The following is a 26,676-nucleotide window of genomic DNA, read 5'->3' on the forward strand; positions in this document are numbered from 1 at the left end:
ATGAGCCGTCAACTCAAACTCGGCGCCTTCCTGATGGCTACCGGGCACCACGTGGCCGCCTGGCGCCACCCCGATGTACCGGCAAATGCCGGGCTGGACTTCGCCCACTACAAGCATTTGGCACGGGTGGCGGAAGCGGCGAAGTTCGACGCACTGTTCGTAGCCGACAGCATCGCCGCCGCCACTGGTGAGGTCGCCAGCCAGATGGCGCGTTCGGATCATTTCGAGCCGCTCACCCTGCTCTCGGCCCTCAGTGCCGTGACCGAGCATATCGGCCTGATCGCCACCGCTACCACCAGCTACAACGAGCCGTACCACGTGGCGCGCAAATTCGCCTCGCTGGATCACCTCTCCGGCGGTCGCGCAGGCTGGAACCTGGTGACCTCGGACAACGCGGCCGAGGCGCTGAATTTTGGTCGTGACGAGCACCTGGGTCACGCCGAACGCTACAGCCGCGCACGGGAATTTCATCAGGTGGTGACGGGGCTGTGGGACAGCTGGGACGACGACGCCTTCGTGCGCGACAAGGCCAGCGGGCGCTATTACGAGCCGAGTAAACGCCATGTGTTGGACCATGTGGGCGAACACTTCCAGGTCCAAGGCCCCCTGAACGTGGCGCGCTCGCCCCAGGGCCAGCCAGTGATCGTGCAGGCCGGCTCCTCGGAAACCGGCCGTGAACTGGCCGCGCAGACCGCCGAAGTGGTGTTTACCGCGCAGACCTCACTGGCCGACGCGCAGGCCTTCTATAGCGACCTCAAAGGGCGCCTGGGCCAATACGGGCGCGAGGCCGACTCGCTGAAAATCATGCCGGGCGTGTTTGTGGTGGTGGGGCAAACCGAAGCCTTGGCCCAGGCCAAATTCGAAGCGTTCCAGGCGCTGGTCGAACCCGAGGTGGGGGTGGCGTTGCTGGGGCGCATGCTGGGCAATTTCGACCTGTCCAGCTACCCGCTGGATGGGCCGCTGCCGCAGCTACCCTTGACCGACAGCGGACAGCGCAGCCGTCAGCAACTGCTGAGTGACCTGGCCCAACGCGAACAACTGACGCTGGCGCAACTGGGCCGACGCATTGCCGGTGGGCGAGGTCATTACAGTCTGATCGGCACGCCGGTGCAGATCGCCGATGAACTGCAGCGCTGGTTCGAAGAGGGTGCGGCGGATGGCTTCAATATTCTGGTACCGCACCTGCCGGGCGGGCTGGAGGACTTTGCCCGCCTGGTCGTTCCCGAGTTACAGCGGCGCGGCTTGTTTCGTCGCGAATACACCGGCACCACACTGCGCGAAAACCTTGGTTTGGCGCGCCCGGGTAACCATTTCAAGGACACTTGATCCTGATGAGAAGAACTCGGCGGCGAGACGTTTTGTCATCAGGAAACGCCTTGAAGTAAGGTCAAAGAGTTGGAGCCTAACAACCGGGTACGGCGGCTGGATGTGGAAAATTTCCTTGGCGCATGTCACTGATGGACACGCGCCAACCACGCACGCTACCAGGCGCATGCCTATGCGGTTTCCAGCGCCACTGAGGTGGTTGCCGCTTTCGGCGCCCTGCCGAGCATGGACACGGGAATGGCCAGAATCAGCCCACCACTGACGAACAGACACAGGGCCAATACATAGGTGCCGTTGTTGATGTTGCCGGTGAGGTTCTCAGCCACCGCTGTGATCATCGCCCCCGTGAACCCCGACAGGTTGCCGATGGCGTTGATCATGCCAATGCCGGCTGCGGCCGCGACGCCCGACAACAAGGTCCCCGGCAGGGTCCAGAAAATCGGCATCAGGCTCAGAATCCCGGAGGCGGCGACGCTCAGGAAGATTACCGACAACACCAGGTTGTCGGCGAAGAAGGCACTGAAGATCAAGCCGACCCCACCGATGAAGGCGGGAATGGCCGCGTGCAGGCGCCGCTCGCCGGTACGGTTGGAGTGTCGTGCGTTGAGCAGCATCACCACAGTGGCGATGGCGTAGGGTATGGCGGTCAGGAAGCCGATGTGCAAACTGTTGGTGATACCGCTGCTTTTGATAATCGAGGGCATCCAGAACGCCAGGCCGTAGAAGCCCGTGTTGAAGGTCAGCAAGATCAGCACCAGCAACCATACCTTCGGGTTGAAGAACACCTCACTCAAGCGCGTCGCCTTGCCGTGATTATCGGTTTGCAGATTGGCTTTGAGCAGGTTTTTTTCCGCCGTTGAAAGCCATTTGGCCTTGTCGATGTTGTCGGCCAGGCAAACGATTACGATCACAGCCATGATGATCGACGGAACGCCTTCGATGATCAGCATCCACTGCCAGCCCGACAGGCCGTGCACGCCCTGCATGCTGTTCATCAGCCACCCGGAGAGCATCCCGCCCAGTGTCAGGCTGATCGGCATGGCCATCAGGAAGCCGGACATCACACGGCTTTGCCGATGCGTTGGAAACCAGTAATTGAGGTACAGGATGACGCCAGGGAAGAAGCCGGCTTCACACACCCCCAGCAGAAAGCGCAACACATAAAACATGCTGTTTGACTGGATACCGAAGAACCCCGCCAGTGGCACGGTGTATGCCACTGCCATGGAGATCACTGCCCAACTGAGCATGATCCGGGCGATCCAGAACCGTGCCCCGAAGCGATGCAGCAGCAGGTTGCTGGGGACTTCGAAGAGGAAATACCCCCAGAAAAACATACTGGCGCCCAACGCATAGACCGTGTTGCTAAATTGCAGCTCATTGAGCATATCCAACTTGGCAAAGCCTATGTTGACCCGGTCCAGGTAGGCCGCCATGTAACACAAGAGCAGCACGGGAAGGATGCGCCAGATGACTTTGCGGTAGGTCTGGTTTTCGAAATCAAGTTCGCGAGATTGCGCCTGCGCGGGCAAGTGCTCGGAGATGGTTTGCATGAGGTAACCCCTGGGCATATGGATATGCCTGATTATTTTTATCGAATGGGTCAAACCGGATGAGTACTCATCCGGCGGTACAGCGGTCATTACAGTGGCTGGGCCGTGTGCTCTCCATTGACCAGGCGCATCAGCCCCAAGGGATTGCTGTTCTTCAACGCATCGGGAAGCAAGGTATCGGGGACGTTCTGGTAGCACACCGGTCGCAGGAACCGATCGATAGCCAAGGTGCCTACCGAGGTGCCACGGGCATCGGACGTCGCCGGCCAGGGGCCGCCATGGACCATGGCATCGCAGACTTCTACCCCGGTCGGGTAGCCGTTGATCAGCACGCGTCCGACTTTTTGCTCAAGTACGCCCACCAGGTCGGCGCATTGTTCAAGTTCAGCCGGTTCACCGATCAGGGTGGCTGTCAGTTGACCGCGCAATCCCTGCAAGGCCGCCAATAGCTCGGCCCGATCAGCCACCTCCACCACCACCGTGGCCGGGCCGAAAATCTCTTCCTGCAGCAAAACACTGCCTGTCAGAAGCAGCTCGACGTCAGCCTGGAACAACTGCGCGCGCGCCTGGTTACCCGGCTGTGAGTGCCCGGCCAAATGGGTGATCTGCGGGTGCCCCAGCAAGGCTTCACAGCCCTGGACATAGCTGCGCAGGCCGTTGGCATTGAGCATCGTTTGCCCCGGCTGATCGGCCAGCAAGGTACTGAGCGTTTGCACGAAGCGGCTGAACGCCGCTGAGCGAATGCCAATGACCAAGCCAGGACTGGTGCAGAACTGCCCTGCCCCCATGACCACCGAAGCCGCCAGTTCGGTCGCCACACGCTCGCCCCGTACCTGCAAGGCTTCTGGCAATACCAGTACCGGATTGATGCTGCTCATCTCGGCAAACACCGGGATCGGTTGCGGACGCGCAGCGGCCATGTCACACAGCGCCCTGCCGCCCTTGAGTGACCCGGTGAAGCCGACGGCTTGAATCATGGGGTGCTTGACCAAGGCTTCACCCACACCGGCACCGAAGACCATGTTGAACACGCCTTTGGGCATGTCGGTCTGCTCAGCGGCCCGAATGATGGCTTCGGCCACCCGCTCAGCGGTCGCCATGTGCCCGCTGTGGGCCTTGAACACGACCGGGCAGCCAGCGGCGAGCGCAGCAGCGGTATCACCGCCTGCGGTGGAGAATGCCAGCGGAAAATTGCTGGCGCCGAACACCGCTACCGGGCCGAGGCCCAGGCGGCATTGGCGCAGATCGGCCCGAGGCAAGGGTTGGCGAGCGGGCAGCGGCAAGTCGATACGCGCCCCGTAAAAGTCGCCGCGACGCAGGGCCTGGGCGAACAGGCGCATCTGGCCACTGGTGCGGGATCGTTCGCCCTGTATACGTGCCGCCGGCAAGGCAGTCTCCTGGCAGACGAGGGCCACGAAGTCATCGCCCAAGGCGTCCAGTTCACTAGCGATGGCCTCCAGAAATTGCGCTCGGCGCACGGCCGACAGGTTGCGATAAGCGGGATAGGCTTGGCCGGCAGCCGTGGCAGCGGCATGCACTTCCTCGACCGTAGCCTGGACGAAAGCTGTGGGCAGTGGTTGCCCGGTTGTAGCATCCACGCTGTGCAGTAGCACCGACCCGGCAGCGCTGCGGCCACCGGCGATAAAGTTGTGTCCGGACAGTTGGGGCATGACAGTCTCCTGACCCAGATAGGAATCTGGTCGGTACTCTACTGCCGCCAATCGATTCTTTCCCAATGGCATTTGTTGATTATCCGATAACGATCCGTTATCGCAGCAGTCGCAGATTTTCTGCCTTTAGCCCGGCTGATCCCTGGCCAGGCGTGCGTTTTCCTTGAGTATTTCGGCAAACTCCAGCGCCGCCCCGATCAGTGGTTCGCCTTTGCGCGTGAGGATGCCGTAATCCTGTGGCACCAAGTGCAGCGGGGTATCGAGCGTTTTGAGTTGGCCGCTTTCGAGCAGCGGGTTGACCATGGCGCTGGGCAGCATCCCGATCATCGGCCCGCGCTGCAAAACCTGAAGAAAGGTCTGCATGGAAATGGTGTCGATGGTGTTGCGTGGCATCCCGACCCCGGCTTCGGCAAAGGCGTGTTCCATGCGGCCACGAATCGGCGTGCCGACCGGGTAGAGAATCCACGGCAAGTCCACCAATTGTTGCAATGAGAGAGGGCCGGCATCTGCCAGCGGGTGACGGCCGTTGACCACGATAGAAAACGGTTCGGGGGCCAAGGGCTCGAAGTCATAACGGCGCTGCTGGCTTTGATCGGTAAACCGGGCCACTGCCAGGTCCAGCTGCTTCTCTTCGAGCATTTCCATCAGGCGATTACTGGTCTGCTCCACCACTTCAATCGAGAGCAACGGCCAGCGCTGCTTGATCTGCAGGACCGCTTCGGGCAAAGCCGCCGCCGTGGCGGCAAAAATCCCACCGACCTTGAGGGAGCCATGACCGCCCTCACGCAGGCTGCTGATTTGCTCGACAAACGAACGTGCGTCGTTCAAGGCGATCTGCGCATACCGCAGCACATGCTCGCCCAGGGCCGTCGGCGGCATGCTGCGCGGCAATCGTTCGAACAGGGCGAAGCCGAGCAGGCTTTCGATTTCCTTGAGCATCTTGCTAATGGCCGGCTGACTGAGGTTCATCTGCTGCGCCGCCAAGTGCATGTTGCGCGTGCGCCCCAGCGTATCGATCAACACCAGGTGACGGAATTTCAGCCAGCCGCAGAAACTGGAGAAGGACAGATCGGACATGGATATTCCCTGGGCAAGCAATAACCTGACGTTATCAAATATTGAATATATCTCATTGGAGTTTATCGCCTCGCCGCCCTAGCGTGAAGGCTTTAACACACCAGGAAACTACGCCATGTCGTTATTGCTGACCCCCGAAAATACCCTGCCGGTTGATGGCATGGCTGCCACCTTGATCGGCCGCGCCTGGGTGCCAGGCAGTATCGCAGGCCCTTCGCCGATAGTGCTGCGCAGCGACGGCGTGTTTGATCTGTCGGCGCATTTTTCGACCCTGAGCGAGCTGCTGGAAACGCAGTCTCCACTGGCAGCCGTAAGGCAGACGCCCGGTACCTTCGTCACCAGTGTCCAGGCGCTACTCGCCAACACCGGCCCCGATCCCGATCCGTCCCGACCCTACTTGCTGCCGCCCCTGGACTTGCAAGTGATCAAGGCCGCAGGGGTCACGTTCGCAGCCAGCATGATCGAGCGCGTGATCGAAGAGCAGGCCGGCGGTGATGTGGCAAAAGCCGACGCTGTGCGCGCCACCGTTCAGAGCGTAATTGGCGACAACCTGCGCTCGATCGTACCGGGCTCGGAGCAAGCCATGCGCCTCAAAGCCTTGCTGATCGAACGGGGGATGTGGTCGCAATACCTGGAAGTCGGCATTGGCCCGGATGCAGAAATCTTCACCAAGGCGCCTATCCTCGCGGCGGTGGGAAGCGGCAGCCACATCGGCATTCATCCCGGCTCGCAATGGAACAACCCGGAACCCGAAGTGGTGCTGGCGGTGAACAGCCGTGGCCAGATCCACGGCGCCACCCTGGGCAACGACGTCAACCTGCGCGATTTCGAAGGCCGCAGCGCGCTGTTGTTGAGCAAAGCCAAGGACAATAATGCGTCGTGCGCCATTGGGCCGTTTATTCGTCTGTTTGACGAACACTTCGGCCTGGATGATGTGCGGGACTGCGTGGTCAATCTCGAAGTACACGGCGAAGATGGTTATCGGCTGCAAGGCTCAAGCTCCATGAGTCAGATCAGCCGCGACCCACAGGACCTGGTGGGTCAGACACTCAACGCCAGTCACCAGTACCCGGATGGTTTTCTGCTGTTTCTCGGTACGCTGTTCGCCCCCACTGAAGACCGTGATCAAGCCGGCAGCGGTTTCACCCACAAGCTGGGTGACCGCGTCCGTATCAGCAGCCCGTTGCTCGGCAGCCTGCATAACCAGGTGACCCACAGCTCTGTCGCCACCCCCTGGACGTTCGGGGTGGGCGCCTTGTTGCGCAATCTGGCGTCCCGTGGCCTGCTCACCCGCTGAATCCCAACCGATTGTCGATTCAGCCAATAATGACAAGAGAGAAATGAATCATGAGTGAAATGCCAAAACGTCGCCTGCGCAGCGAGCAATGGTTCAATGACCCTGCCCACGCGGACATGACTGCCCTGTATGTCGAACGCTACATGAACTACGGGATGACCCGCGAAGAACTGCAATCGGGCCGCCCGATCATCGGCATCGCCCAGACCGGCAGCGACCTGACCCCCTGCAACCGTCATCATCTGGAGTTGGCGCAACGCGTCAAGGCCGGTATTCGGGATGCCGGTGGCATCCCCATGGAGTTCCCGGTGCATCCGATCGCCGAGCAATCGCGTCGGCCAACGGCGGCACTGGACCGTAACCTGGCGTATCTGGGGTTGGTGGAGATCCTCCACGGTTACCCTTTGGACGGCGTAGTCCTTACCACTGGTTGCGACAAGACCACCCCCGCCTGCCTGATGGCTGCCGCAACCACCGACCTGCCCGCCATTGTCCTGTCCGGCGGCCCGATGCTCGACGGTCACCACAAGGGTGAATTGATCGGCTCTGGTACCGTGCTGTGGCATGCACGCAACCTGATGGCCGCAGGAGAGATTGATTACGAAGGTTTCATGGAGATGACCACCGCGGCCTCGCCGTCCGTGGGGCACTGCAACACCATGGGCACCGCGCTGTCGATGAATGCGCTGGCCGAAGCCCTGGGGATGTCGTTGCCGGGCTGTGCGAGCATTCCGGCGCCCTACCGTGAACGCGGGCAGATGGCTTATGCCACCGGCAAGCGCATTTGCGAGCTGGTCATGCAAGACATACGGCCGTCGCAGATCATGACGCGCGAAGCCTTCGAGAACGCGATCGCCGTCGCCTCGGCACTCGGTGCATCCAGCAATTGCCCTCCGCACCTGATTGCGATCGCCCGGCACATGGGCGTCGAGCTGAGCCTGGATGACTGGCAACGCATTGGCGAGGACGTCCCGCTGCTGGTCAATTGCATGCCGGCGGGCAAGTACCTCGGCGAAGGCTTCCACCGCGCCGGCGGCGTGCCGGCCGTGATGCACGAACTGCAAAAAGCCGGGCGCCTGCATCAAGATTGCGCGACGGTCAGCGGCAATACCATCGGCGAAATCGTCAGCAGTACCCTGACCAGTAACGCCGATGTGATCTACCCCTTTGAAACCCCGCTCAAACACCGCGCCGGGTTCATCGTGCTCAGCGGCAACTTCTTCGACAGCGCCATCATGAAAATGTCGGTGGTGGGCGAAGCGTTTCGCAAGACCTACCTGTCTGAACCCGGCGCAGAAAACAGCTTCGAGGCCCGGGCGATCGTGTTCGAAGGGCCAGAGGACTATCACGCCCGCATCGACGACCCGGCGCTGGATATCGACGAGCGCTGCATCCTGGTCATCCGCGGCGTGGGCACCGTGGGCTACCCCGGCAGTGCAGAAGTGGTGAACATGGCGCCTCCCGCCGCCCTGATCAAACAAGGCATCGACTCCCTGCCCTGCCTGGGCGATGGGCGCCAAAGCGGCACGTCGGCAAGCCCGTCAATTCTCAACATGTCCCCCGAAGCAGCGGTAGGCGGTGGCTTGGCGTTGCTCAAAACCAACGACCGCCTGAAGGTCGACCTGAACACACGCACGGTCAACCTGCTGATAGACGAGGCCGAGATGAGCCGGCGTCGACTCGAGTGGACGCCGAACATCCCGCCCTCCCAGACACCCTGGCAGGAACTGTACCGGCAGTTGGTGGGGCAGCTTTCAACAGGTGGGTGCCTGGAGCCTGCGACGCTGCATCTGCGCGTGATTGCCCGCAGTGGTGAGCCGCGGCATTCGCATTGACAAGCGAGCAAGGGCATAGCCGCCCCGCGTGAGATCAGTTAAACGCAGATCCCCTGTGGGAGCGGGCTTGCCCGCGAAGGCGGTGTGTCAATCACTGCATCTGTTACTGCACTACCGCTTTCGCAGGCAAGCCAGCTCCCACCTTTGATCTTCGTTGCTTTGAGCATGCGTTCGCTTGACTGAAAGACATCAGGCACCGGGCCGCGCTTTTACTGGTTGCTCAATATTAGGCTTCTCAGACGGAGAAAACAGGAATACAGTCGCGACACCTACATAAAAAGTAACTATCGCTACATGAACAACTGGATTGCTCTGATTCTCGGTTTACCCACCGCCCACGCCACCGAGCGCATGCGAGCCTGGCGCGCCTTGAAAGCTTCAGGTGCGGCGGTACTGCGTGACGGTGCTTATCTACTGCCCGATACCCGTGCTTGTCGAGAAGCTTTGAATGCAGTCGAGCGAGATATTCTGGCAATCAATGGAACCGCTTACCTCCTGCCTGTAGCCGACCCTGACGGTGAGCGATTTATCGGACTTTTCGACCGCCACGATGACTACAACAAGCTTCACGCAGAGATCGAAGCATACCGTGCGCAGCTGAATGCCGAAAATGCGCTGGCGACGGCCAGACACATTCGTAAGCTGCGCAAAATCTACGATCAGGTAGTCAGCATTGATTACTTCCCAGGCAGGCCAAAGCAGCAGATCGATTTGGCGTTACAGGAGCTAGAGACGGCAGTCAGCAGAGCCCTGTCCCCAGATGAGCCGCACAGCAGTAACCAACCAATAACGGCACTCGATCTTGCCCAATATCAAGGGCGTACCTGGGCAACGCGCAAACGTCCCTGGGTCGACCGTCTGGCCTGTGCCTGGTTGATTCGGCGTTTCATTGACCCGCAAGCTCAGATCCTCTGGCTGAACGCTCCACAGGACTGCCCAGTCGATGCCTTGGGTTTTGACTTTGATGACGCAGCCTTCAGCCATGTGGGTAACCGCGTTACCTTCGAAACCCTCCAAGCCAGTTTTCAGATCCAGAAACCCGGTCTAGGGCGCATGGCTGCCCTTGTGCATTACCTCGATGTCGGCGGTATCCAGCCGGTGGAGGCTGCCGGCATCGAACGTGTACTGGCAGGGCTGCGAGACACCCTTACCAACGACGACCAACTACTGGCTGCCGCAAGCGCTATCTTCGATGGCCTGCTCGCCGGGTTCGTGAAAGAGGAGCAACCCAATGAGTAAGGCTCTGGCACCCCCGGCCCAGGCGGATCTTTCGAGGCCTGAAGAGATCAGCCTGCGTGAGGCGTTCTGGTTCTGGTTGAAACTCGGTTTCATCAGCTTCGGCGGGCCAGCAGGCCAGATTTCGATCATGCACCAGGAGCTTGTTGAGCGCCGACGCTGGATGTCAGAGCGCAGATTTCTGCATGCCCTCAATTACTGCATGTTGTTGCCTGGGCCAGAAGCCCAACAGTTGGCGACCTATATTGGCTGGCTGATGCACCGGACCTGGGGAGGCGTGATCGCCGGGGCGCTTTTTGTGCTGCCATCACTGTTCATCCTGATCGCGCTGTCGTGGATGTACATCGCGTTTGGCGAAGTACCCGTGGTCGCCGGGCTCTTTTATGGAATCAAGCCCGCCGTGACGGCCATCGTTGTGCAAGCCGCGCACAGGATCGGCTCTCGGGCATTGAAGAACAATTGGCTGTGGGCGATAGCGGCGGCCTCATTTACCGCGATATTTGCGTTCAATGTTCCGTTCCCCCTGATCGTCTTGGGGGCAGCATCGATTGGCTATTTCGGGGGGCGACTGGCGCCTGAGAAATTCAGGACCGGGGGCCATAGCGCTTCCACAAAGTCTTTCGGCCCGGCCTTGATCGATGACGACACCCCTTCTGCGGAACATACCCGTTTCAGCTGGTTGAAACTGGCTTCGCTCGCAATGATCGGCGCGGTGCTATGGGCCTTGCCGATGGGCGTTTTGACCGCGCTTTTTGGTTGGGAAGGCACCCTGACTCAGATGAGTTGGTTTTTCACCAAGGCGGCGCTATTGACCTTTGGCGGGGCTTACGCCGTGTTGCCGTATGTCTACCAAGGCGCAGTCGGTCACTATGGCTGGCTAACACCTACACAGATGATCGACGGGCTTGCGCTGGGGGAAACCACGCCTGGGCCGCTGATCATGGTGGTGGCATTCGTCGGTTTTGTCGGTGCGTATGTCTTGCAAGTGTTCGGCGCAGATCAGGCATTTCTCACGGGCGCTGTGGCCGCCGCCCTCGTGACCTGGTTCACCTTCTTACCATCGTTTCTTTTCATCCTGGCAGGCGGCCCGCTGGTGGAGTCGACCCACAATGAACTCAAGTTCACAGCGCCGCTTACCGCAATCACTGCCGCCGTCGTTGGGGTGATTCTCAATCTGGCGTGTTTCTTTGGCTATCACGTGCTTTGGCCAAAAGGTTTCAGCGGTCACCTCGACTGGCCGTCTGCGCTCATTGCCATTACCGCGGCGATAGCCTTGTTCCGCTTCAAGCGCAGCGTCATTCAGGTACTGTTTGCCTGCGCGCTTGCCGGCCTGGCAGTACATCTGCTGCGCTAGCTTGCACGCGCGGATTAAAGAACATTCGCTGGGCGTCCGGCTCTCCAGGACACTGAATATGCGTTCAGGCCGATCCAGCCATGGAAGCCGACATACAGACCAACACCAATGATCAGTACGCTGGACAGGTACGGAGCGCGGCGCGCCACCGTGCCCAACCAGGGCCAACGATTGGACGCCTGTTTAGCACCTATCGCTGCAGCAGCGCCGACAGTGACCAAAGTAAGCGCCAGGCCGATGCTGAAACACAGGACGAGCATGCCTCCAAGCGCAACTTCTTTAACCTGAAGACATAGCAGCAGAACGGTGATGGCAGCTGGACAGGGAATCAGGCCGCCAGTCAGACCGAACAGGATGATCTGGCCCGTGGTGACTTCGCGGTTAGTAAAGCGTTTACGGATATCGTTGGCATGAGCGCGTTCGTGCGCATCCTGATAGCCGTCAATCGATAGCTCCAGGCTTTTCAGTTCGCAATCATGATGATCGTGGTCGTGTTCACCGTGGTGGTGGTCATCACCCTGCTCGAACTTGAACATCTGCTCACCGCGCCAGGTACGCCACAGCATCCACAGTGCAATCAGGATGATCAGTGCGGCAGACGCGAGCTGGAAGTACGGCTCGGTGGTTTGCGCGTCCAGGCCTTTGCCCAGGTACATGCCACCGATTGCGACCAACCAGACCACTGCGGTGTGCGACAGCGTCGCCGCCAGTCCCAACAATACAGCCTGCTTGACCGACCCACGGATGGCCACAATGAACGCAGCCATCATGGTTTTCGAGTGTCCCGGTTCCAGGCCATGCAAAGCACCCAGCAAGATAGCGCTCGGGAAATACAGCCAGGCGTTAGCCCCGCCTTGTTGCAGCAGTTCAGCGAAGTTCGGCATATCGACCTAGAGGTACTTTGTGATTTGTTTGAACGCTTCAAGCGGCGCGCGCTCGCCATTGCCTAACGCCGAAACGGTGTCCTCCCAGGCAGTGATCGATATGATCCTGAATGAGCGTACGTTTGGCTTGGCAAACTGCCTTTTCAACCGCATGAAGCTGCTGGGCGATATCCACGCACTGACGCCCCTCCTCGATCATGGTGATGATGCCGCGTAAATGCCCATCTGCCCGCTTGAGGCGTTTGATGATCGCCTCGTGACTCTGGTGGGTGTGGGGTGGCGGTGTTCGTGTTCATGCTCACTCATGACTTGAGCCTCAGGCCTCAATGGATTACGCCAGCATCGCATCCCCCCATGGGGGGATCCGGTCAAATCGCATAAAAGCCCTGAAAGCGAGTTGAAACACTAACGCCGTGTTCAGCAAAACACTGACAACGACGGGGGTCATCGCGCTTGCTCTCGCCATGTTTGTGGCACCAAGGATCCCGCCGAGGGGCTCACGCGATATCCCTGTATGTCATCTGCCTTGGCCTGATTGGGTAGCTTCAACCCATCAATGACTCTCTCGTCGAGGCCCCTTATGTCGCCTGCTCACACCGCTTCTGTCGTTTTGTATTTGCTGCTGCTCAGCGTTGTCTGGCCCAGCCACGCCAGAGACCTGGCCGAGGGCCTTACCGAACAGTCACCTTCCGTGGCACTTGAAAATAAAAACCAACGGTACCCGCAGTGGACCGGCATCGGTTCACTCAAAAACGCCTTGGGTCAGACCTGCAATGCCGTTCTGCTCGACACGCGCAACCGCCAGGGTAAGGCCGTGGGCCCGGCTTATGTGCTGACCGCCGGGCATTGTGTGTTCTACAGCTACGGTACGGCGCGCGTCCGCCAGGCATTCACCGCCGATGTGACCTTCAATTACTTTCATGACACACCCGAACAGCGCGTCACTTACCCCGTCAAGACCGCACATTGGAGCAGCATGGCGGGCACTGACCTGGCCGTGCTCGAACTGGATACATCACTGGGCGTGCTGGTGGCCGGCGCGATCATGCCACTCAAGCTGGCCTCCCATCGGCAGACGTCGGATCGAGAAGTGATCAACGTGGGAGCGCCGACCGGCTTTCTGAAAAAGGGCCTGCGCATGAGCGCCTGCGTGGAGTCGACCCTCAACAGTTTTGCCGAGCATCCTGGCGTGTTCCCCAGCGCCTTGCGCAATCGCTGCAACGGCCTGCGCCCAGGCAGCTCCGGCAGCCCGATGCTGGACCGTAACACCAATGAAATCACCAGCATCATCAGCAAGGTCGCGTCTGCCATTCAGAAAGACATTCTCAATAGCTGCCAGAACAACTCGGCATGCGAAGCCGCCAAATTCAACTACAGCTATCCCGCCAACGACCTGTACTACTGCTTTGTAGACGGCGTTTTCCGTAACGACACCCCGAACTGCCAGCTCAAGGCCGTTGACATCACGCTGGACGAGCCGTGGAACCTGAAACCCTATGTGCATTTACAACGTGACGCCGACAAAATTACCCGTCCGACCTGGAACCTGAGGTTTTCGATCCAGGAACCGTTCTACCGATTCAAGGCCGTGAATGACATCAGCGATTGCGCACGCACGCACGGCTACCAAGTGGCTGCCGCCTCTGACGAGGCCTACATCAACCAGCCCCTCGGCCCGGTGCTGGGGCCGCATGTGCTGTGCATCCTCGGGGTGCAAAAGGCCGAGCAGCCGCTGACCGAAGCACTGCTGCGCAATGTGTTCACCCATTCGGTATTCCTGACCAACCCGGCACCGGCACCGCAGCTCAAGCACCGCTATCACGTCGCCTGGGAAAACCAGCACAACGGCTTTAGCCAGCATTACTACTACAGCGTGAATGCGGCGGTCAGCACCACCTGTGGCGATATTGACGATGATCGCTACACCCTGGCCCTGGACGGCATTTTCATTGACAGAGCAGAGCTGCCGATCACGCTATGCAGCTATGCACGCAACAACGCTGGGCAACCGTCGGCCATTCGCGCAGATGTGATCAGAGGCGCTACGGTTCGCTCGCAACGTCATGCCAGGTGATGCAGCAATGTTTTCCAGCAACTTTTGGTGTGTAGGGAGGCTTTAGCATGGCAGCCACAGCCAAGCTGGTTGCACTTCGCGCAATGCGGCATAGCTGGCGCAACATTAAAAAAGACCCGCCTAAGCGGGTCATGTCGTTCAAGTCAGTTATGTTTCAGCAGGACCGAGACGTGCTCGATCAATGGCCTCGTCCAGAACCATCTCGAGACGCGCCATCTTGGTGCTGATCGAATAGTTAGCGCCGTGGGTGGTTGCGCGACCACTAAAGTCGAGATTCGCTGCCTGCATAGATTCAACTAACCCCTTCGCCTGCTCAGGCTCCTGTTGGCAGAACTCGATGACCCTCAGGTTAATTTTCTTGAATGTTTCGGCCAAGACACGACTGAATCTGCCCGCATTCTCGTTGGTAAATGCCACAAAGTATTTGGCGCTACTACAATCGGGGGAGTTGAGATGGCACTCAGCGCACAGGAGAAAGCAATTGAATGGCAAATGTGTACCGCCCAGGGAGTGCGCAATTATGTGCGCTACTTCCTGGTAACCCGTAACGCCACAGCACCAGCAAATACGCAAATCTTCGTGATCGTCCTCGATGGCCTCTCGGACATATTCACAAAAGCCATAGTCGTCTACCCACTGCAAATTCTGCAGCCATGCATTACGCACCGTAGTGCGAGTGACCGCCCGACGCTTTGATGGAAGCTCCATTAGCTACTTTCCTGCCACCCGACTCAGATGCGTCGATCATCGCAAACCTGCCCTTCCAAAAGCCAGTGGTGCCAAATCTTTCAACTGTACCCAGGCAAGTTGCGCGACGTTGCGATCAAGCCGCTGGTCTCGCTGTCCAGCGTGGCCACCCACTGGACTTCATCGACGATACCGCTACTCAGGCGCACCCGCCATGGCGATCAACTCACGCAACCGGGAATCCTTAGGCTCAAACACATCAAGGAGCCCGATCGCCTTTAGAGCGGGTAAAGATTGAATAATCTCTCGCTCGGCTAGCAGTTGATCATCCATGCTCGCGTCCGAATCACTCCAAACCCATACGTTTGCCAAAAAGGCACCCACCGTCCCCTTACGTACGGTCACTCCTTCGAATGTTGCTTCGTTTGTGTCGTCGGCGAGAATGTCTTCGGCACGCATATAGGCGCCGCCGGCCAACAACACACCGGCAAACGCAACCAGTTGCCTGATGATTTGTTGGGTGGAACTGCAAATGACGATCAGTGACCACGCGTGAGGCCAGCGTTTCCAGAAGCATACAAGCCCTCCCGCCCATGCCCAGGCGTGGCAGGGACGGGTCGCTATCGACGAATGACACGAAGTTTCTCCGGGCTCAGGGTGAAGATATGCGCCCTCGATCAGGGCTTCTTTTAATCGGGATTAAAGATTTGGCTCTTGGCCTGAATTGCGCAGATAGGCCCAGTGGACATCGGGCCGAAGCTCTTCACAGGTCACCGCCCTGCTCGACTCTCGTTCGAGATTGATGGCGAGGCCTGGGCCTGCCCGGCGAAAGCCATGGACGATCTGTTTAAGGTTCCCGGCACTGATGCCGCTGCGCTTGGCCAACGACTCCACCGAAGGTGCGTCGAGGGACCGGATGAGTTCGAGTAGCGTCATGTTTGTCTCCGAAAGAAGCTCGGATTACATTTTGCTAATCCTAATAGAGATATCTTTAATAATTTACCGTTTGCTAACGCAGGGACACTATTCGCCTATGGATATCAAAACTCTTCGGGTCGACGCGCTGCGGCGCGTCATCGGCCCACTCAGCCAGAAAGACTTCGCCGACCAGCACGATCTGGACGCTTCGTATTTGTCACAGATACTCAATGGGCACCGCTCATTGGGTGAGAAAGCGGCGCTCAACCTCGAGAAGAAAATCGGGCTCGCGCCTGGTGTGCTGGTCAACCCGAATGGGCACGGGCCGGCATTGATCGAGGGTGAGTACACTCGTCAGGATGTGGTGCGAGAGGCCGCGTCTGCCTACCAGGCCCTTCAGGACAAGGCTACGCCGCGGGCAGTTGCGGTTATCGATAAACTCGCCAGGGCCGCGGCAAAGGGAAGACTCAAGGAGTCGGACTTGGTTCTGCTTGAGGGCATAACAACGCTGTGAGACTTGGCCATAGCAGCGCAGAGGTTCATCTATCCGACCTTGGTCTTGAATCGATACCTGCTAAAGACCTGAACGAAATTCATGAATCCTTCAGCGAGATGCTAGCCGAGGCTGGTTATGGATTTGAGTGGGATGGCGGCGAATCGCTTTGGATTGACTTTGAAGATCGGGGTAATACCGCCCATCAAGATAACTCGGTTGAAAAACCAATGGTCTCAATTAGCATCAAAAAGCACACTGCATAGCACCTCATCGGGAGCCCTATGCTGAACATAGCCCTAACTTTAAGCGAGGGCGTTAAGAAAAGGGTACTGCCACTCCCTCCCCCCAAGCCCGGCCTGTCGGGCTTTTTCTTGCCTGTACAAATCGAGTAGAGCAGCGTTGTGGATGCAGCACAGCCACGCCTAGCGAAAGTTGTCTTCTGGGAAATCGAAGTATGCATGACCATCGTGCGCCTCTCGGAGCTTCTGTAGTTACGATGGTTTCCAATTATTCACACAAAACCAGCAATTGGAAGCATATGGCAGGCGCTTGCCATACCACGACAAAAAGACCAGAATAAAGACCTATATAGGAGTCTTATCTATGCAAAATATTCTGGCTGACGTGGCAGTGAGCGTTTCCGAACTCAAGAAGAACCCCTCCTCCGTCTTGAGCGGTGCCAACGGCCTGCCCGTGGCCGTGCTGAACCACAACCGCGTTATGGGCTACATGGTCCCCGCCAACGTCTACGAGGCAATGGTTGAGCGCCTGGACGAGCTGGAACTGGTCCAACTGGTCAAGGCTCGGCTCGATGCTAAAGAAACACCTGTTCGAGTATCCCTCGACGATCTGATTGGCGAAGCCGAGGCAGATATCGCCAATGGCCACTGAGTACGAAGTTGAGTGGGATCCGAAGGCGCTGAAGGAATTGCGTAAACTCGACGGCGCAATCCGTCTCCAGTTTTTGAAAAAGCTTCAGGAGCGGCAAACCGGGCCTCGAGTGCCAGGCGATGCGCTTCATGGCATGAAGGATTGCTACAAGATTAAATTGCGCGGAGCCGGCTACCGTCTTGTATACCGCGTCGAGGATGAGCGAATTGTCATCCTGGTGCTGGCCGTCGGTAAGCGCGAGCGAAGCTCCGTGTACGAGCAGGCTGCGAAACGGTAGGTTCAACGAAAAAGCCCGCACATCGGCGGGCTATAAACGTTTGCTGCTGGATCAATCCGGCTCTTGAGCTCTCAACCTGGCCAAGCCTTGCTTGATGTACCCAGCGTTCTCGCCGATCGTCTCCAGGGCACCACGCACGTTGCCGCCAGCCTCGACGCTGCCTTCGCGCTCGACGAGCAATGTCAGCTCCATCAGTGTCGCTTCCAAAGCAAGCTGGTTCTCGTAGATTCGTTCAAGCGTATCAGGGAGTGAGTATTGCGGGGGCGGGCATGGCTTCGACTCCATTCGAGGGCATAGAAAAATGCAGCTTAGGTAAATACTGGCGTGATTGGCAAACTCCAGGCAAAGAAAAGCCCGCGATGGGGATAAGAACGGCAGCATCACCAGCCACTATTCTACCCCGGAGCTGCAGCATCTGATTGAGGCTGCGAACAAAGTATCGGCAACTGACTCTCGTGGGCCAGCGCTAACCATCTTGAGGAGGAAATTGGGATGATCCCCCGCAAAAGTCCCTACGCATGAAAAAGCCGAACTGGTTAGAGTTCGGCTAAGTCATTGAATAATATGGTCGGGACGGAGTGATTCGAACACTCGACCCCTAGCACCCCATGCACGCAGTACATCTGTAAAACCTTGTTAAGTAGCTGTTTTTATTGGCGCTCGCTGCAATCGACTGCCCACAAGAGCTTACAAGCGCGTGAGAGAGTCACGCAAATGTCACGCACCCGCCCCGGCGTCCTGCCGACGAACACCACTCCCCAAACCTGCACCACCTCGATTACTGTACGCACATACAGTATTTGAGATTCACGCTATGAACGTTGACATGGACACCGATGATTGGCTCGGTTGCCCCACTCCCCTTGAGATGTATCAGCACCAATGCTCAATCCTCGTAGATGAGCTGGTGGAGACCGAGCGCATGCTGCGTCGAGCACGGGCGAATATCGCCGGCCTGGTGCAGATGAATGACCTGCTGATGACGGGAAAGGCTGAGACAGAGGAGAAGCTCGCCGAGGCGCTTGAGAAAATAAGCAAGCTGGAAAAGCAGTACTCGTTTGCCTCAGTGCAAAGCGTGAAGATCATCACCGGGCAGCGCGACCATTTGCTCAGGGAGAATCAGCGCCTGCTGGTCGAGCTTAGCGTTTACAAGCAGCCATTAGACTAACTCGTCGGCATAGGCCGCTACAGCTTCCTCAGTCAGTTCCCGCCACTCACCTTCGCTGATCAGCCCCTGTTGCTTGAGGTCGTCAGCCAGGGCCAATCGCGTTTCGTAGCGCTCCTCAGGCGTGGCCGATATGAAGGCTGGATCATTGCGTAGAGCAAACCACGCCTCCATTGCGTTCACCTGATCAATGTTGATCGCCATGACGAATACCTCGAGCCAGTGTCTACAGTGTAGAGATTGGCCGGGGACCGGCTGTTCATCGGGGGCGACGAGCGGAGATGCTTATGTGCGGGAGACTTTCGCAGTACCGGGGAATCCACGATTTCGTTGCAGCGCTGAGCATGCCCAATGCTCTGGCGAACTCCGTGGGCGATCAGCCAATTGAGCGGTACAACGTGGCGCCATCAACTGCGGTTGCACTGCTGCACCTGCAGGGCGACCTGCTACATGCTGACCCGGTGCGCTGGGGATGGCGCCCGCACTGGGCGAAAGACCGGGCGGCACCTATTAACGCACGCGTAGAGAAAGTCGCCCACGGCCCTTTCTTCCGGGCCATCTGGCCGCACCGTGCAATCACGCCTATCGACAACTGGTTTGAGTGGGTAGATGAAGGTGGGCCCAAGAAGCAGCCCTACCTAATCCGCCGGCGGGATGGTGCACCGATATTCTGCGCTGCGATTGGCCAATTACCGGATGCTGATGAAGGCCCGGGCGAGCATGACGGCTTCGTGATAATCACCGCCGACAGCGCCGGCGGCATGGTAGACATTCATGACCGCCGTCCAGTGGTGCTGACGCCGGACTTGGCCCGGGAATGGTTGGACCCTGGCACACCCAAGGAGCGTGCCGAGCAGATGGTGCTGCACCAGGGCGAGCCCGCAGAAATCTTCGAATGGTTTAGAGTGAGCATGGCGGTAGGGAACATTCGAAATCAAGCTGCTAACATAATCAAAGTAGCGCCCTAATGAGGAATCATATAGGGTAAAATATGTTGAGCGCATCACAATTCAAAAACAATCATAGCACTTAACATCAAAAAGAATCATAAAATGTCCAAGCTCGAAGATATATACATACTGGCACTACAATACGCAGAAAACAAAGAGTCTTTCAACCTGGGAGAGCTGGCCACTGCACTTAATTTAACGCCAAACCAAAAAAATATATTAGCATTGCAAATAGACAGAAAAGAAATTTTTCTCCACAATCAAGTTGTATACTTTAAACATACACAGCGAGATTTCATAGAACTATTCTTTACAGTTTCAGACAAGTTTAGACTGCTAAGCCATGCCGAACTAGAGGAAGCTCGACTATCGGCAAACTCCGCCTCTAAATACGCAACTTACGCCCTGATAATTTCAATAGCAGCCGCAATGGTTAGCTCAGTTCTTTCCTTGATACAAATCAAGTCAGACATCTCACTACCAGAGCACACAACAAAAACACTTGAGAATATAAACCAGTCCCTATTACCCATAAACCAAAACATAAACAAAATCATCGAACAAACAGAAGCACCCACAAAAATCCAGCAATACTTCATCATTCAAAACACACTACCCTACTTTCCCACACAAGCTATCAATTCAAGTAAAAACCCGTAATCACAATTTTATTTTTTAGAGCCGCAGTAACTCAATTTATAAATAGCCCTAACATACGCTTGGCACGCCCGTAGCGCGATCAATCCTTGGTCGCCGGCATCGGTGACGGCGATAATTCGTTGCGCATGCGCTGGGTCAAGTTGGGCTCGACGGGCTGCATGAACCACGCCGACGGCGCCGGGGGCGGCAGGCACGTTGCAGCCACTGGCTGAATCCTCAATGAGGACTGACAGCCGGACATCAGCAGTAGCAAGCTGGTCACGCAGGCGAGCCTGGTTGCGCTGGGCATCGGATAATTCCTTGGTGTGTTGTTGGTCCTGGAGCGCGAGCTGTTGTTCGGTGGCCACGCGCTTATCCAGTTCGGCCGACTGCTGGCGCCAGGCCTCGCCAGTGATTGCATCCAGTTCCTGTTGGTGGCGGGCGCCCTGCTCCGCGATACGCTCAGACATCCTCTTGCCCAGGCGCCACTCCTGAACCTGCCACCCACCGCCAAAGCCGATGGCCAGCGCCAGCAGAATTGCCAGCCCCAGGCCGATCAGCTTCTGTACCGGCGTCATCACGGCACATCCTTGAAGAATATGTGGTGACCAAGGCGCAGCGTCTGCTTGGCCTTTGCCGCCCAGACCGGGGCCTTTGGCATCGTGGTCGCGTAGTAATGCGTGGCGCCGCCGGTTGGATCAGGCACGGCGCCGGACATCACCTGGTCAGCCGCACGCTGGGCCTGGGCGAACTGGGCTGCCGGGATCTGCTTGGCACCGCTCAGGTAGGCGTAGTTCGGGTCGTTCTGGTTCCAGCAGCTGAACTGCCATGGCTTCAGGCACACGCCGGCGTATCCCTCCCCCCACCAGGACTTGGCCTTTCCATCGAACACACGGTTGCGAATGGTCCAGGCCACGGCAATTTGACCATCCATCCCTTCGCCGCGGGCCTCGCCCCACAGGGTGCGCGCCAGGATGTCCCGGTCTTTCTCGGTTGCGTTCATGCTTTTCTCCAGGCAATAAAAAACCCGCTCAGTGGCGGGTATCAGTCAGACGGCGGCAGTTACGCTGGGGCGACGGGCCATTCAATAGCGTCCGGATACTGCTCTTGGTCCGGTACACGGCTTAGTGACACACGGTATTTCTTCCATTCCTTTAGCAAGGCGATCTCCGCATCCGTGGCTTCGTCGACATCTACAGCATCTTGAAGCGGCGCTACTGCATAGTCGGCAATGGCGCGTAGGCGGACAATCTCAGCCTGGGCGGCCTCGAACGGGTCAACAACAATCGGCGGAGGCTCCGGCACTTGCTCCAGCGGGATATCGGGCACAACGATGTGAAGCGTGATCATTGTTTTTAGGTCGTAGGGCTCACCGCCCATAGTGACCGTCACAGTCAGAAGATCATCAGCGAAGGTAATTTCAACCTTGGCTGTGTTCTCCGAAGGATGCAGCGAGTAACCCCAGCCCTGGTCTACAGGCGGGAAAGGCACCATGCCCTGGGTGCCGGTGACGCAATACACGCCCACACCGGAACGGTAACTGTCGATGTCCTTGCCACCGAGCGATGTGATGTCAAACAGAGAGCCGGTCTCGCCCACGATATTGATTGCTGCTCTTGCCATGGTCAGATCGCCTTAAGGGTGCCGTCTTGGGCACGGGTGGTATTGCCAGTGGTATAGATTTCAAGCGGTGCATACCAGGGAGCGCCAGCCGAACTGGAGCTATAGCGGAAGTAGAGCTTCGGACTCCAGGGTTGGGCCATTAGCTCAAATCCCTGATTAAGGCCGGCCCCAAAACTGTACTTAATGGAGAACTTCCCGTTCGCTTGCGAAGCCCCGCCAGATTGGTCGTCGTAGTAGTTGAAACCGCTGCCAATACTTGAGCTATCGGGGTTTGTGGTGACATAGCGCGATGCCCCCCAAGGCCGTAAGCACCAACCGGCATAACGTTGCCGGCCGCTGTGCCAACCGTTGCAGTGGCAGCAGTACCAAGACCAAGATTCACTCGGGCCTGCGCTGCCGCAGTCGCACCGGTACCACCCTTGGTCACAGGCACTACGTTCTCCGTGGAAACAGAACCCAGGCCAGCGAGAGTCGCGCCCCACTGCTGGACCATCAGATTGACCGCATCAGCCAAAGCCTTTGGATAGCCGTTCACTGGCACGATGCCGTAAGCAGCGCCCGCTGAGGTGGCGCCACGGTAGGCTGGCGAGATAGAGACGGACGTGTCGCTGGATGGGTTGATCACCTGATAGATGCCGTTATCTGGACCGACAAACATGTCGCCAGATCGGCAGTTAGAAAACTTCGTACCGACGCCAATTACAACGGCATTGCCGTTCGTAACAGTAACGGTTCCTTCTGAAAACCAAGAAGCCATGTTTTTCTCCAATCAAAATTTATAACAGCAGGATTAACCTCAAGAGTCACGCTTGCATTTTCGCGAACACAGCGGGTATATAAAGAGTGTTTTGTGGTGTTACCCCTATAGTAATCGCCCATAACCGATTCGCGGGAAAATCCCACCAACAATACAAAGCTGAAGCCCGAAATGAACTCCCGGCGACATCCATACCGAAGTTATTAATCAGCATATACTCATTACTAGAGAAGACAAAAGGGACACTAAAATAAACCATGGTCTGGCCTTGCGCGTCACTTCCTGATGTCACGTAACTCCAAGAGGCCAAAGATTTGCTGAACACTGCGCTGGGAGTTCCCGTGTCAAAAATCAAAGACTCATTCTGATCGTAAAGCCGGCCTCCCCATAGAGCTGTAGGGCTTGCTGAGAATGCTGCTGCAAAGTAGTTACCCCTGGGCTGAGCCGTGTTCACGTCATATGCTCGAACGTAAAAGCCTGTCCAGTTGCCCGGCGACCCAAGTATGAGGACCCTGCAGAGACCAGCAATTATTCCAATATTGTCAGGTTTGACAAATACCAACGGCGGTTCTTGGGTGGTTATAACTCTCTCAAAGTTTGTCGACGAGCCAAGACCAGACTCTTGTGTAGGGACAAAACGCCCTTTAGAGAGAATTGAAAGACGCGCATATTCAGAATCGAGAATAACGACATCGTCATTATTCTTAAACTCAAACCCCCAGCTCATTATTTGTACCTCGACACTATAAGGCGCTGGGTCCCAGTCCCAAACCTTCCATCAACAGCGGTCCTGTGCCCCCTCCACACCCTAATTTGATCCGTAAGTATTTCAGGTTCGTATTGAACTACTGTGTGTAACCCGGTTGTATATGGCCCAATCGGCACAACGATAGCGATGCAGTTTAGTGGGGTCACCCCTGGCACAGAGAAGACCTGCGCAGCGCCGGCGCCAGTGACCGGTCCAGAGAAGGTGACCAGCGTTGAGAAAACGGTGCGTAGCGTGAAAGATGCGGGGCCAAGTTGTTGAACTTCGTTCTCGTCCCAGGTAGCTAGGCCATATTCATCCATCAGGTAAGCCTCCCGAACTTGCCTCGACGCTTCTCGTTCGCATCGAAAACCGAGAGACCGCTGTTATCGAACAAGCTCGAACCGTCGGTGCCTTCGCCACGCACAGTCATCGTGCCCGCCGGAATGTTGATTTCCAGCAGTGGACGGCCTTTCGAGTCCACCGTCGGCGAGCGAAGTACCATGCCAAGGATGATTTCCTGAATGATCGCCTTGCTAATGATCGCCGTGTTGAACACCGCTTGGCCGTTCTCAATGACGAACATTGGGTCGATCTTTCCGTCTATCTCGTTAACGACGCCGAACCTTTGAGCGAAGATCAGAAATTCCGACTGCTCTCCGTTCGAACCAAAGGCCAAGCCCGATACAACCCTTTGGCCATTTACGATGGTTTGAGCCTTCATAGTGGTCTGGGCCAGTACCTTGCCGTCAAACTCCACGCCCATTCTGTCCCAGATGCAAAAAGCCCTGCGCGGGGCTGGGCAATTCCAAGGACAGCTGTCTGTCGAGGGCGAACTCAGACGTGTTCATGAGCGCGCTATTGCCTATTTTCGGGAGTACTAAATACAGCAAGATGCTCGCGATTGTTCCTGACAAGCACCACAGCTATGATTGCTAGCTATTTTTAGGGGCAGGTCAAGGAGGAGCGATGGCAGTCTGGGAGCCGATTAACGGCGTGTATATGGCTTCGACGCCATTTCTTGCAAGCCTAGGGTGGCTTGAAAAATGGTTAAATTCGCAGCTTAGTTCGGCTGTTATCGGTGGCATGATTGGTGCTGGTTTCGGGGCCTGGGCCGCAGGGATGATCGCAAAGAGGAGCAAACGATTCGATTCCGTTAATGAGGAAATTCGGGCTTGCAACTTGGCAATGCTGCTGGCCCAACAAGCCTTGAATCTTACCGTAGCGCTAAAGATTGATGCGGTAAAACCCATGACAGATTCCTATAACAAAGCTCGTAGTGAGTCTCTTGATCCTAAGGTTGGCACTATCTCAGAGATGCAAAACCTGCAAAAAATCAGCCCGATAAACCCACCGCTCGACGAGTTACGCACCATAGCCCTAGAACGTATCACTTTGCGAGGCCCCGCCACTCGTGCGGTATTGCAGGTAGTCGAATCAGTGAATTGCCTCAACCGAGCGCTTACAACCCGCAACGAGATGACAGATACCTTTTTACACCAGCAGTTTCCGCCAGGCATGGATTTCCACCACATGTATTTCGGAATACAGAAGGAGGGTTACTGTCACGCCGGCTACATGGACTGTATGAGGAACATGGCTAGGTACACTGATGAAGCGGTGTTTTTCACCATGACTCTGTGCCAGATGCTGGATGAACAAGGGCTGTTGCTGCGGAAAGAGCGTAAAAAGATAGCACGGGGCAAAGTGTCCCTTATTCGTTTCCGTTTGGCTGCCAACATTCCCGATGGAATCATCCCAGACGCTGAGAACTACGCGACATGGTTCGCTGGCTATGAAGTGAAGACCAATAATAGAAAATGGTGGCAGTGGGGAAAAAAATAAGACTGGTCCCCACACTCTAATGACGCTGTCGTAGCACCCCTATGCTCCAACGAGCACGGACCTTTTTGCGCAATAAATTAGTCGCACATGGTCGTCAGATAGATGAATGCCGCTTAGGTGATAGTTAACCGGTAGCTTTGGGTCGAAAGCGGACGTCACCAATTTCGTCTGCTTGGCCAAGTGCCCCCTACCCTTGCTACATTCCCGCAACGCCTTGCAGAAGATTCAAATGCTGCTCTCTTTGGTTTGGCGGGACTGTAGCACTGAGGGGTAGGATGCAAAAAGCATCGCGCAAAACCTCAGCGTTTTTTAACCGAGCAACGGAACATGACTGAAACTTTCGAAATGGAAATCAACGGTACACCTCCGGACCTATCCGGCCTGATATGCGACTCCTTCATCTGCGAATCATTTGCCTGTGACGGAAAAGTGATCGCCCCGGCGAACGTGAGTCACATCAGTTTCGGAGGTCAGTTGTACAGAGCCTATTTTGATTGCGGCATTATATTCTGGAGATCCTCCTCAACACCACCGCAACCCTGGAGCGATTCGGAAGAAGGCTGGAATTGCCCACATATCGATGTTGGTGCGCTCGCAGGCGTTGTGGGCGTAGCGTTATGCGGATACGTCATGGCACCAACCGTCACCGGAAGCGTCATAGCATTTCATTTCGAAAATGGGGTGCAGATCAAGCTAGAGGATGTGAACGATGAAACCCATTTCAGCATCCTGTGAACGCTGTTCGCCGATTCAGGCTAATCACACTGAAAACGCGAGTCTGGCCTGGCATCCACTTCACTTAGAGGCGGATGCAAAAAAGTCCAGCGCGGGGCTTGGTTTGTTTCGTGCCTGTTAAGAACGCTCGGGCTTTGCTGCAACGTACCCATTGACCTCGTTATGGCAATCAACCGTCAGATCATTCAGAAAAGGGCTTATCTCCGGATGCTCCATCAGCCCGAGCAGATCAGTGGCTGAATCACGGATGGGCTGCCAATCTTGATGATCGAATATCAACCGGTCGCCGCAGTGAAATGAGTCTTCAGTCAGGCCATTGCATAGCTGCCAGATACGGTGCAAACCGCTTCTAACTTCGTCTGGCAATGCGCTGCCACACGCGGTAAGCGTATCGTTCAACGGCAGCATTGCTATAGACCACGCTTCGCATGCAGGGCAGTCCGGAATTGTTTCTCGCTGCTCATCTGCACTCGTCGCCAAGAACTCCAGAGCAGGAAACGCTTCACAAGCGGCGAGTACCCGTCTGTACTCCCCCTGCCCATACCACTCCCAGAGTGTTGCTGCGAACCCCATCTTAACGCTCCGAAACTGCCACCGCAGCTATCAAAATCCGTATGTCGCTCCCTCTTTGGTTTAGCGGGA

At 57.0% G+C, this 26,676-nt stretch carries 31 protein-coding genes and 2 pseudogenes; 15 read left to right on the top strand and 18 right to left on the bottom strand.

The annotated features are described in order from the left end of the window. Nucleotides 1-1,326: an LLM class flavin-dependent oxidoreductase gene (locus BUE92_RS24790; protein ID WP_073526848.1), complete on the top strand. Its 1,326-nt coding sequence runs from the start codon at nt 1-3 to the stop codon at nt 1,324-1,326. A gap of 170 nt (nt 1,327-1,496) precedes the next feature. Here the strand turns inward: BUE92_RS24790 and BUE92_RS24795 are convergent, their stop codons facing one another. The 3 genes from BUE92_RS24795 to BUE92_RS24805 all read right to left on the bottom strand — a co-directional run bounded on the left by BUE92_RS24795 (nt 1,497) and on the right by BUE92_RS24805 (nt 5,626). After that, nucleotides 1,497-2,879, bottom strand: a complete 1,383-nt coding sequence (locus BUE92_RS24795; RefSeq protein WP_073526849.1) for an MFS transporter — start codon at nt 2,877-2,879, stop codon at nt 1,497-1,499. A gap of 89 nt (nt 2,880-2,968) precedes the next feature. Beyond that, nucleotides 2,969-4,549: an aldehyde dehydrogenase (NADP(+)) gene (locus BUE92_RS24800; RefSeq protein ID WP_073526850.1), complete on the bottom strand. Its 1,581-nt coding sequence runs from the start codon at nt 4,547-4,549 to the stop codon at nt 2,969-2,971. Between the two features lie 126 nt (nt 4,550-4,675). Further along, entirely contained in the window at nt 4,676-5,626 is a 951-nt protein-coding gene (locus BUE92_RS24805) for a LysR family transcriptional regulator (protein ID WP_073526851.1), read from the bottom strand. Between the two features lie 115 nt (nt 5,627-5,741). On the opposite strand from BUE92_RS24805, the gene BUE92_RS24810 reads away from it, so the two are divergent. The 4 genes from BUE92_RS24810 to chrA all read left to right on the top strand — a co-directional run bounded on the left by BUE92_RS24810 (nt 5,742) and on the right by chrA (nt 11,348). After that, nucleotides 5,742-6,923 (top strand): fumarylacetoacetate hydrolase family protein, encoded by a 1,182-nt coding sequence (locus BUE92_RS24810; RefSeq protein ID WP_073526852.1) that lies wholly within the window; start codon nt 5,742-5,744, stop codon nt 6,921-6,923. Between the two features lie 50 nt (nt 6,924-6,973). Next, the gene (locus tag BUE92_RS24815; protein WP_073526853.1) at nt 6,974-8,758 is read left to right on the top strand and encodes an IlvD/Edd family dehydratase; all 1,785 of its coding nucleotides are present in this window, start codon (nt 6,974-6,976) and stop codon (nt 8,756-8,758) included. Between the two features lie 294 nt (nt 8,759-9,052). Then, nucleotides 9,053-9,997 carry a chromate resistance protein ChrB domain-containing protein gene (locus tag BUE92_RS24820; RefSeq protein WP_073526854.1) on the top strand — a complete coding sequence of 315 codons (945 nt, stop codon included), beginning with the start codon at nt 9,053-9,055 and terminating at the stop codon, nt 9,995-9,997. Then, nucleotides 9,990-11,348 (top strand): chromate efflux transporter, encoded by a 1,359-nt coding sequence (chrA, locus tag BUE92_RS24825; protein WP_073526855.1) that lies wholly within the window; start codon nt 9,990-9,992, stop codon nt 11,346-11,348. The genes BUE92_RS24820 and chrA overlap by 8 nt, the downstream gene beginning before the upstream one ends. Before the next feature lie 14 nt (nt 11,349-11,362). Here the strand turns inward: chrA and BUE92_RS24830 are convergent, their stop codons facing one another. Both BUE92_RS24830 and BUE92_RS24835 read right to left on the bottom strand, forming a co-directional pair. Beyond that, nucleotides 11,363-12,232: a nickel/cobalt efflux protein RcnA gene (locus tag BUE92_RS24830; RefSeq protein ID WP_073526856.1), complete on the bottom strand. Its 870-nt coding sequence runs from the start codon at nt 12,230-12,232 to the stop codon at nt 11,363-11,365. A gap of 6 nt (nt 12,233-12,238) precedes the next feature. Further along, a pseudogene (locus tag BUE92_RS24835) lies at nt 12,239-12,538 on the bottom strand (metal-sensing transcriptional repressor). Nucleotides 12,539-12,812: 274 nt separating this feature from the next. Here BUE92_RS24835 and BUE92_RS24840 point away from each other — a divergent pair. Continuing rightward, complete coding sequence (locus tag BUE92_RS24840) at nt 12,813-14,306, top strand: trypsin-like serine peptidase (protein WP_073526857.1); 1,494 nt, start codon at nt 12,813-12,815, stop codon at nt 14,304-14,306. 147 nt (nt 14,307-14,453) lie between these two features. On the opposite strand, the gene BUE92_RS24845 is transcribed toward BUE92_RS24840, so the two are convergent. From BUE92_RS24845 to BUE92_RS24855, 3 genes are all read right to left on the bottom strand, one after another. Next, nucleotides 14,454-15,014, bottom strand: a complete 561-nt coding sequence (locus BUE92_RS24845) for an HNH endonuclease (RefSeq protein WP_073526858.1) — start codon at nt 15,012-15,014, stop codon at nt 14,454-14,456. A 174-nt stretch (nt 15,015-15,188) separates the two neighbouring features. After that, nucleotides 15,189-15,452, bottom strand: a complete 264-nt coding sequence (locus BUE92_RS24850; RefSeq protein ID WP_073526859.1) for a hypothetical protein — start codon at nt 15,450-15,452, stop codon at nt 15,189-15,191. Between the two features lie 240 nt (nt 15,453-15,692). Beyond that, on the bottom strand, nt 15,693-15,929 hold the full coding sequence (locus BUE92_RS24855) for a transcriptional regulator (protein WP_073526860.1): 237 nt from the start codon (nt 15,927-15,929) through the stop codon (nt 15,693-15,695). A gap of 97 nt (nt 15,930-16,026) precedes the next feature. Between BUE92_RS24855 and BUE92_RS24860 the strand changes: the two genes are divergently transcribed. The 3 genes from BUE92_RS24860 (at nt 16,027) to BUE92_RS24870 (ending at nt 17,575) form a co-directional block, all read left to right on the top strand. After that, a complete protein-coding gene (locus BUE92_RS24860; RefSeq protein ID WP_073527217.1) occupies nt 16,027-16,425 on the top strand; it encodes a hypothetical protein in 399 nt (132 codons plus the stop codon). A gap of 585 nt (nt 16,426-17,010) precedes the next feature. Next, nucleotides 17,011-17,298: a type II toxin-antitoxin system Phd/YefM family antitoxin gene (locus BUE92_RS24865; RefSeq protein ID WP_073526861.1), complete on the top strand. Its 288-nt coding sequence runs from the start codon at nt 17,011-17,013 to the stop codon at nt 17,296-17,298. Further along, nucleotides 17,288-17,575, top strand: coding sequence for a type II toxin-antitoxin system RelE family toxin (locus tag BUE92_RS24870; protein WP_073526862.1), 288 nt, complete (start codon nt 17,288-17,290; stop codon nt 17,573-17,575). Before BUE92_RS24865 ends, BUE92_RS24870 begins: the two co-directional genes overlap by 11 nt. Before the next feature lie 51 nt (nt 17,576-17,626). Here the strand turns inward: BUE92_RS24870 and BUE92_RS24875 are convergent, their stop codons facing one another. Next, complete coding sequence (locus BUE92_RS24875; protein ID WP_073526863.1) at nt 17,627-17,860, bottom strand: hypothetical protein; 234 nt, start codon at nt 17,858-17,860, stop codon at nt 17,627-17,629. Nucleotides 17,861-17,921: 61 nt separating this feature from the next. Here BUE92_RS24875 and BUE92_RS29095 point away from each other — a divergent pair. Further along, nucleotides 17,922-18,071: pseudogene (locus BUE92_RS29095) on the top strand (tyrosine-type recombinase/integrase); the annotation flags it as partial. Between the two features lie 318 nt (nt 18,072-18,389). Next, nucleotides 18,390-18,743: a hypothetical protein gene (locus BUE92_RS24885; RefSeq protein ID WP_073526865.1), complete on the top strand. Its 354-nt coding sequence runs from the start codon at nt 18,390-18,392 to the stop codon at nt 18,741-18,743. Here the strand turns inward: BUE92_RS24885 and BUE92_RS24890 are convergent. Then, nucleotides 18,735-18,944, bottom strand: coding sequence for a hypothetical protein (locus BUE92_RS24890; RefSeq protein WP_073526866.1), 210 nt, complete (start codon nt 18,942-18,944; stop codon nt 18,735-18,737). The two genes, BUE92_RS24885 and BUE92_RS24890, sit on opposite strands and share 9 nt — an antisense overlap. An 83-nt stretch (nt 18,945-19,027) precedes the next feature. Here BUE92_RS24890 and BUE92_RS24895 point away from each other — a divergent pair, with 83 nt between their 5' ends. Further along, nucleotides 19,028-19,708, top strand: a complete 681-nt coding sequence (locus BUE92_RS24895; RefSeq protein WP_073527218.1) for an SOS response-associated peptidase family protein — start codon at nt 19,028-19,030, stop codon at nt 19,706-19,708. 84 nt (nt 19,709-19,792) lie between these two features. Beyond that, nucleotides 19,793-20,350, top strand: a complete 558-nt coding sequence (locus BUE92_RS24900) for a hypothetical protein (RefSeq protein WP_073526867.1) — start codon at nt 19,793-19,795, stop codon at nt 20,348-20,350. Between the two features lie 8 nt (nt 20,351-20,358). Here BUE92_RS24900 and BUE92_RS24905 read toward each other — a convergent pair whose 3' ends face one another. The 7 genes from BUE92_RS24905 to BUE92_RS24935 all read right to left on the bottom strand — a co-directional run bounded on the left by BUE92_RS24905 (nt 20,359) and on the right by BUE92_RS24935 (nt 24,214). Then, the gene (locus BUE92_RS24905) at nt 20,359-20,907 is read right to left on the bottom strand and encodes a lysis system i-spanin subunit Rz (protein WP_073526868.1); all 549 of its coding nucleotides are present in this window, start codon (nt 20,905-20,907) and stop codon (nt 20,359-20,361) included. Further along, a complete protein-coding gene (locus BUE92_RS24910) occupies nt 20,907-21,332 on the bottom strand; it encodes a cell wall hydrolase (RefSeq protein ID WP_073526869.1) in 426 nt (141 codons plus the stop codon). The genes BUE92_RS24905 and BUE92_RS24910 overlap by 1 nt, the downstream gene beginning before the upstream one ends. A gap of 59 nt (nt 21,333-21,391) precedes the next feature. Then, entirely contained in the window at nt 21,392-21,952 is a 561-nt protein-coding gene (locus tag BUE92_RS29195; protein ID WP_073526870.1) for a tail fiber assembly protein, read from the bottom strand. A gap of 2 nt (nt 21,953-21,954) precedes the next feature. Next, nucleotides 21,955-22,092: a hypothetical protein gene (locus BUE92_RS28570; protein WP_178380747.1), complete on the bottom strand. Its 138-nt coding sequence runs from the start codon at nt 22,090-22,092 to the stop codon at nt 21,955-21,957. Beyond that, nucleotides 22,092-22,709, bottom strand: coding sequence for a hypothetical protein (locus BUE92_RS28575; protein WP_178380748.1), 618 nt, complete (start codon nt 22,707-22,709; stop codon nt 22,092-22,094). The genes BUE92_RS28570 and BUE92_RS28575 overlap by 1 nt, the downstream gene beginning before the upstream one ends. Nucleotides 22,710-22,755: 46 nt before the next feature. Beyond that, nucleotides 22,756-23,436 (bottom strand): hypothetical protein, encoded by a 681-nt coding sequence (locus BUE92_RS24925; RefSeq protein WP_073526872.1) that lies wholly within the window; start codon nt 23,434-23,436, stop codon nt 22,756-22,758. Between the two features lie 340 nt (nt 23,437-23,776). Beyond that, the gene (locus BUE92_RS24935; protein WP_256674004.1) at nt 23,777-24,214 is read right to left on the bottom strand and encodes a phage tail tip fiber protein; all 438 of its coding nucleotides are present in this window, start codon (nt 24,212-24,214) and stop codon (nt 23,777-23,779) included. Nucleotides 24,215-24,423: 209 nt separating this feature from the next. Here BUE92_RS24935 and BUE92_RS24940 point away from each other — a divergent pair, with 209 nt between their 5' ends. Further along, nucleotides 24,424-25,299 carry a hypothetical protein gene (locus tag BUE92_RS24940; protein WP_073526874.1) on the top strand — a complete coding sequence of 292 codons (876 nt, stop codon included), beginning with the start codon at nt 24,424-24,426 and terminating at the stop codon, nt 25,297-25,299. A 327-nt stretch (nt 25,300-25,626) separates the two neighbouring features. Then, nucleotides 25,627-26,034 carry a hypothetical protein gene (locus BUE92_RS24945; protein ID WP_073526875.1) on the top strand — a complete coding sequence of 136 codons (408 nt, stop codon included), beginning with the start codon at nt 25,627-25,629 and terminating at the stop codon, nt 26,032-26,034. Nucleotides 26,035-26,151: 117 nt separating this feature from the next. Here the strand turns inward: BUE92_RS24945 and BUE92_RS29105 are convergent, their stop codons facing one another. Then, complete coding sequence (locus BUE92_RS29105) at nt 26,152-26,442, bottom strand: hypothetical protein (protein WP_256674005.1); 291 nt, start codon at nt 26,440-26,442, stop codon at nt 26,152-26,154. Nucleotides 26,443-26,676 lie beyond the last annotated feature (234 nt).

It is taken from the genome of Pseudomonas fluorescens, assembly GCF_001902145.1.
GTDB classification, from domain to species: Bacteria; Pseudomonadota; Gammaproteobacteria; order Pseudomonadales; family Pseudomonadaceae; genus Aquipseudomonas; species Aquipseudomonas fluorescens_BV.

Bases quoted from the DNA above. Each gene is read 5' to 3' on its own strand.
- BUE92_RS24790 (WP_073526848.1), top strand. From the start codon at position 1: ATGAGCCGTCAACTCAAACTCGGCGCCTTCCTGATGGCTACCGGGCAC.
- BUE92_RS24795 (WP_073526849.1), bottom strand. From the start codon at position 2,879: ATGCAAACCATCTCCGAGCACTTGCCCGCGCAGGCGCAATCTCGCGAA.
- BUE92_RS24800 (WP_073526850.1), bottom strand. From the start codon at position 4,549: ATGCCCCAACTGTCCGGACACAACTTTATCGCCGGTGGCCGCAGCGCT.
- BUE92_RS24805 (WP_073526851.1), bottom strand. From the start codon at position 5,626: ATGTCCGATCTGTCCTTCTCCAGTTTCTGCGGCTGGCTGAAATTCCGT.
- BUE92_RS24810 (WP_073526852.1), top strand. From the start codon at position 5,742: ATGTCGTTATTGCTGACCCCCGAAAATACCCTGCCGGTTGATGGCATG.
- BUE92_RS24815 (WP_073526853.1), top strand. From the start codon at position 6,974: ATGAGTGAAATGCCAAAACGTCGCCTGCGCAGCGAGCAATGGTTCAAT.
- BUE92_RS24820 (WP_073526854.1), top strand. From the start codon at position 9,053: ATGAACAACTGGATTGCTCTGATTCTCGGTTTACCCACCGCCCACGCC.
- chrA (WP_073526855.1), top strand. From the start codon at position 9,990: ATGAGTAAGGCTCTGGCACCCCCGGCCCAGGCGGATCTTTCGAGGCCT.
- BUE92_RS24830 (WP_073526856.1), bottom strand. From the start codon at position 12,232: ATGCCGAACTTCGCTGAACTGCTGCAACAAGGCGGGGCTAACGCCTGG.
- BUE92_RS24840 (WP_073526857.1), top strand. From the start codon at position 12,813: ATGTCGCCTGCTCACACCGCTTCTGTCGTTTTGTATTTGCTGCTGCTC.
- BUE92_RS24845 (WP_073526858.1), bottom strand. From the start codon at position 15,014: ATGGAGCTTCCATCAAAGCGTCGGGCGGTCACTCGCACTACGGTGCGT.
- BUE92_RS24850 (WP_073526859.1), bottom strand. From the start codon at position 15,452: ATGCGTGCCGAAGACATTCTCGCCGACGACACAAACGAAGCAACATTC.
- BUE92_RS24855 (WP_073526860.1), bottom strand. From the start codon at position 15,929: ATGACGCTACTCGAACTCATCCGGTCCCTCGACGCACCTTCGGTGGAG.
- BUE92_RS24860 (WP_073527217.1), top strand. From the start codon at position 16,027: ATGGATATCAAAACTCTTCGGGTCGACGCGCTGCGGCGCGTCATCGGC.
- BUE92_RS24865 (WP_073526861.1), top strand. From the start codon at position 17,011: ATGCAAAATATTCTGGCTGACGTGGCAGTGAGCGTTTCCGAACTCAAG.
- BUE92_RS24870 (WP_073526862.1), top strand. From the start codon at position 17,288: ATGGCCACTGAGTACGAAGTTGAGTGGGATCCGAAGGCGCTGAAGGAA.
- BUE92_RS24875 (WP_073526863.1), bottom strand. From the start codon at position 17,860: ATGGAGTCGAAGCCATGCCCGCCCCCGCAATACTCACTCCCTGATACG.
- BUE92_RS24885 (WP_073526865.1), top strand. From the start codon at position 18,390: ATGAACGTTGACATGGACACCGATGATTGGCTCGGTTGCCCCACTCCC.
- BUE92_RS24890 (WP_073526866.1), bottom strand. From the start codon at position 18,944: ATGGCGATCAACATTGATCAGGTGAACGCAATGGAGGCGTGGTTTGCT.
- BUE92_RS24895 (WP_073527218.1), top strand. From the start codon at position 19,028: ATGTGCGGGAGACTTTCGCAGTACCGGGGAATCCACGATTTCGTTGCA.
- BUE92_RS24900 (WP_073526867.1), top strand. From the start codon at position 19,793: ATGTCCAAGCTCGAAGATATATACATACTGGCACTACAATACGCAGAA.
- BUE92_RS24905 (WP_073526868.1), bottom strand. From the start codon at position 20,907: ATGACGCCGGTACAGAAGCTGATCGGCCTGGGGCTGGCAATTCTGCTG.
- BUE92_RS24910 (WP_073526869.1), bottom strand. From the start codon at position 21,332: ATGAACGCAACCGAGAAAGACCGGGACATCCTGGCGCGCACCCTGTGG.
- BUE92_RS29195 (WP_073526870.1), bottom strand. From the start codon at position 21,952: ATGGCAAGAGCAGCAATCAATATCGTGGGCGAGACCGGCTCTCTGTTT.
- BUE92_RS28570 (WP_178380747.1), bottom strand. From the start codon at position 22,092: ATGGCCCAACCCTGGAGTCCGAAGCTCTACTTCCGCTATAGCTCCAGT.
- BUE92_RS28575 (WP_178380748.1), bottom strand. From the start codon at position 22,709: ATGGCTTCTTGGTTTTCAGAAGGAACCGTTACTGTTACGAACGGCAAT.
- BUE92_RS24925 (WP_073526872.1), bottom strand. From the start codon at position 23,436: ATGAGCTGGGGGTTTGAGTTTAAGAATAATGACGATGTCGTTATTCTC.
- BUE92_RS24940 (WP_073526874.1), top strand. From the start codon at position 24,424: ATGGCAGTCTGGGAGCCGATTAACGGCGTGTATATGGCTTCGACGCCA.
- BUE92_RS24945 (WP_073526875.1), top strand. From the start codon at position 25,627: ATGACTGAAACTTTCGAAATGGAAATCAACGGTACACCTCCGGACCTA.
- BUE92_RS29105 (WP_256674005.1), bottom strand. From the start codon at position 26,442: ATGCTGCCGTTGAACGATACGCTTACCGCGTGTGGCAGCGCATTGCCA.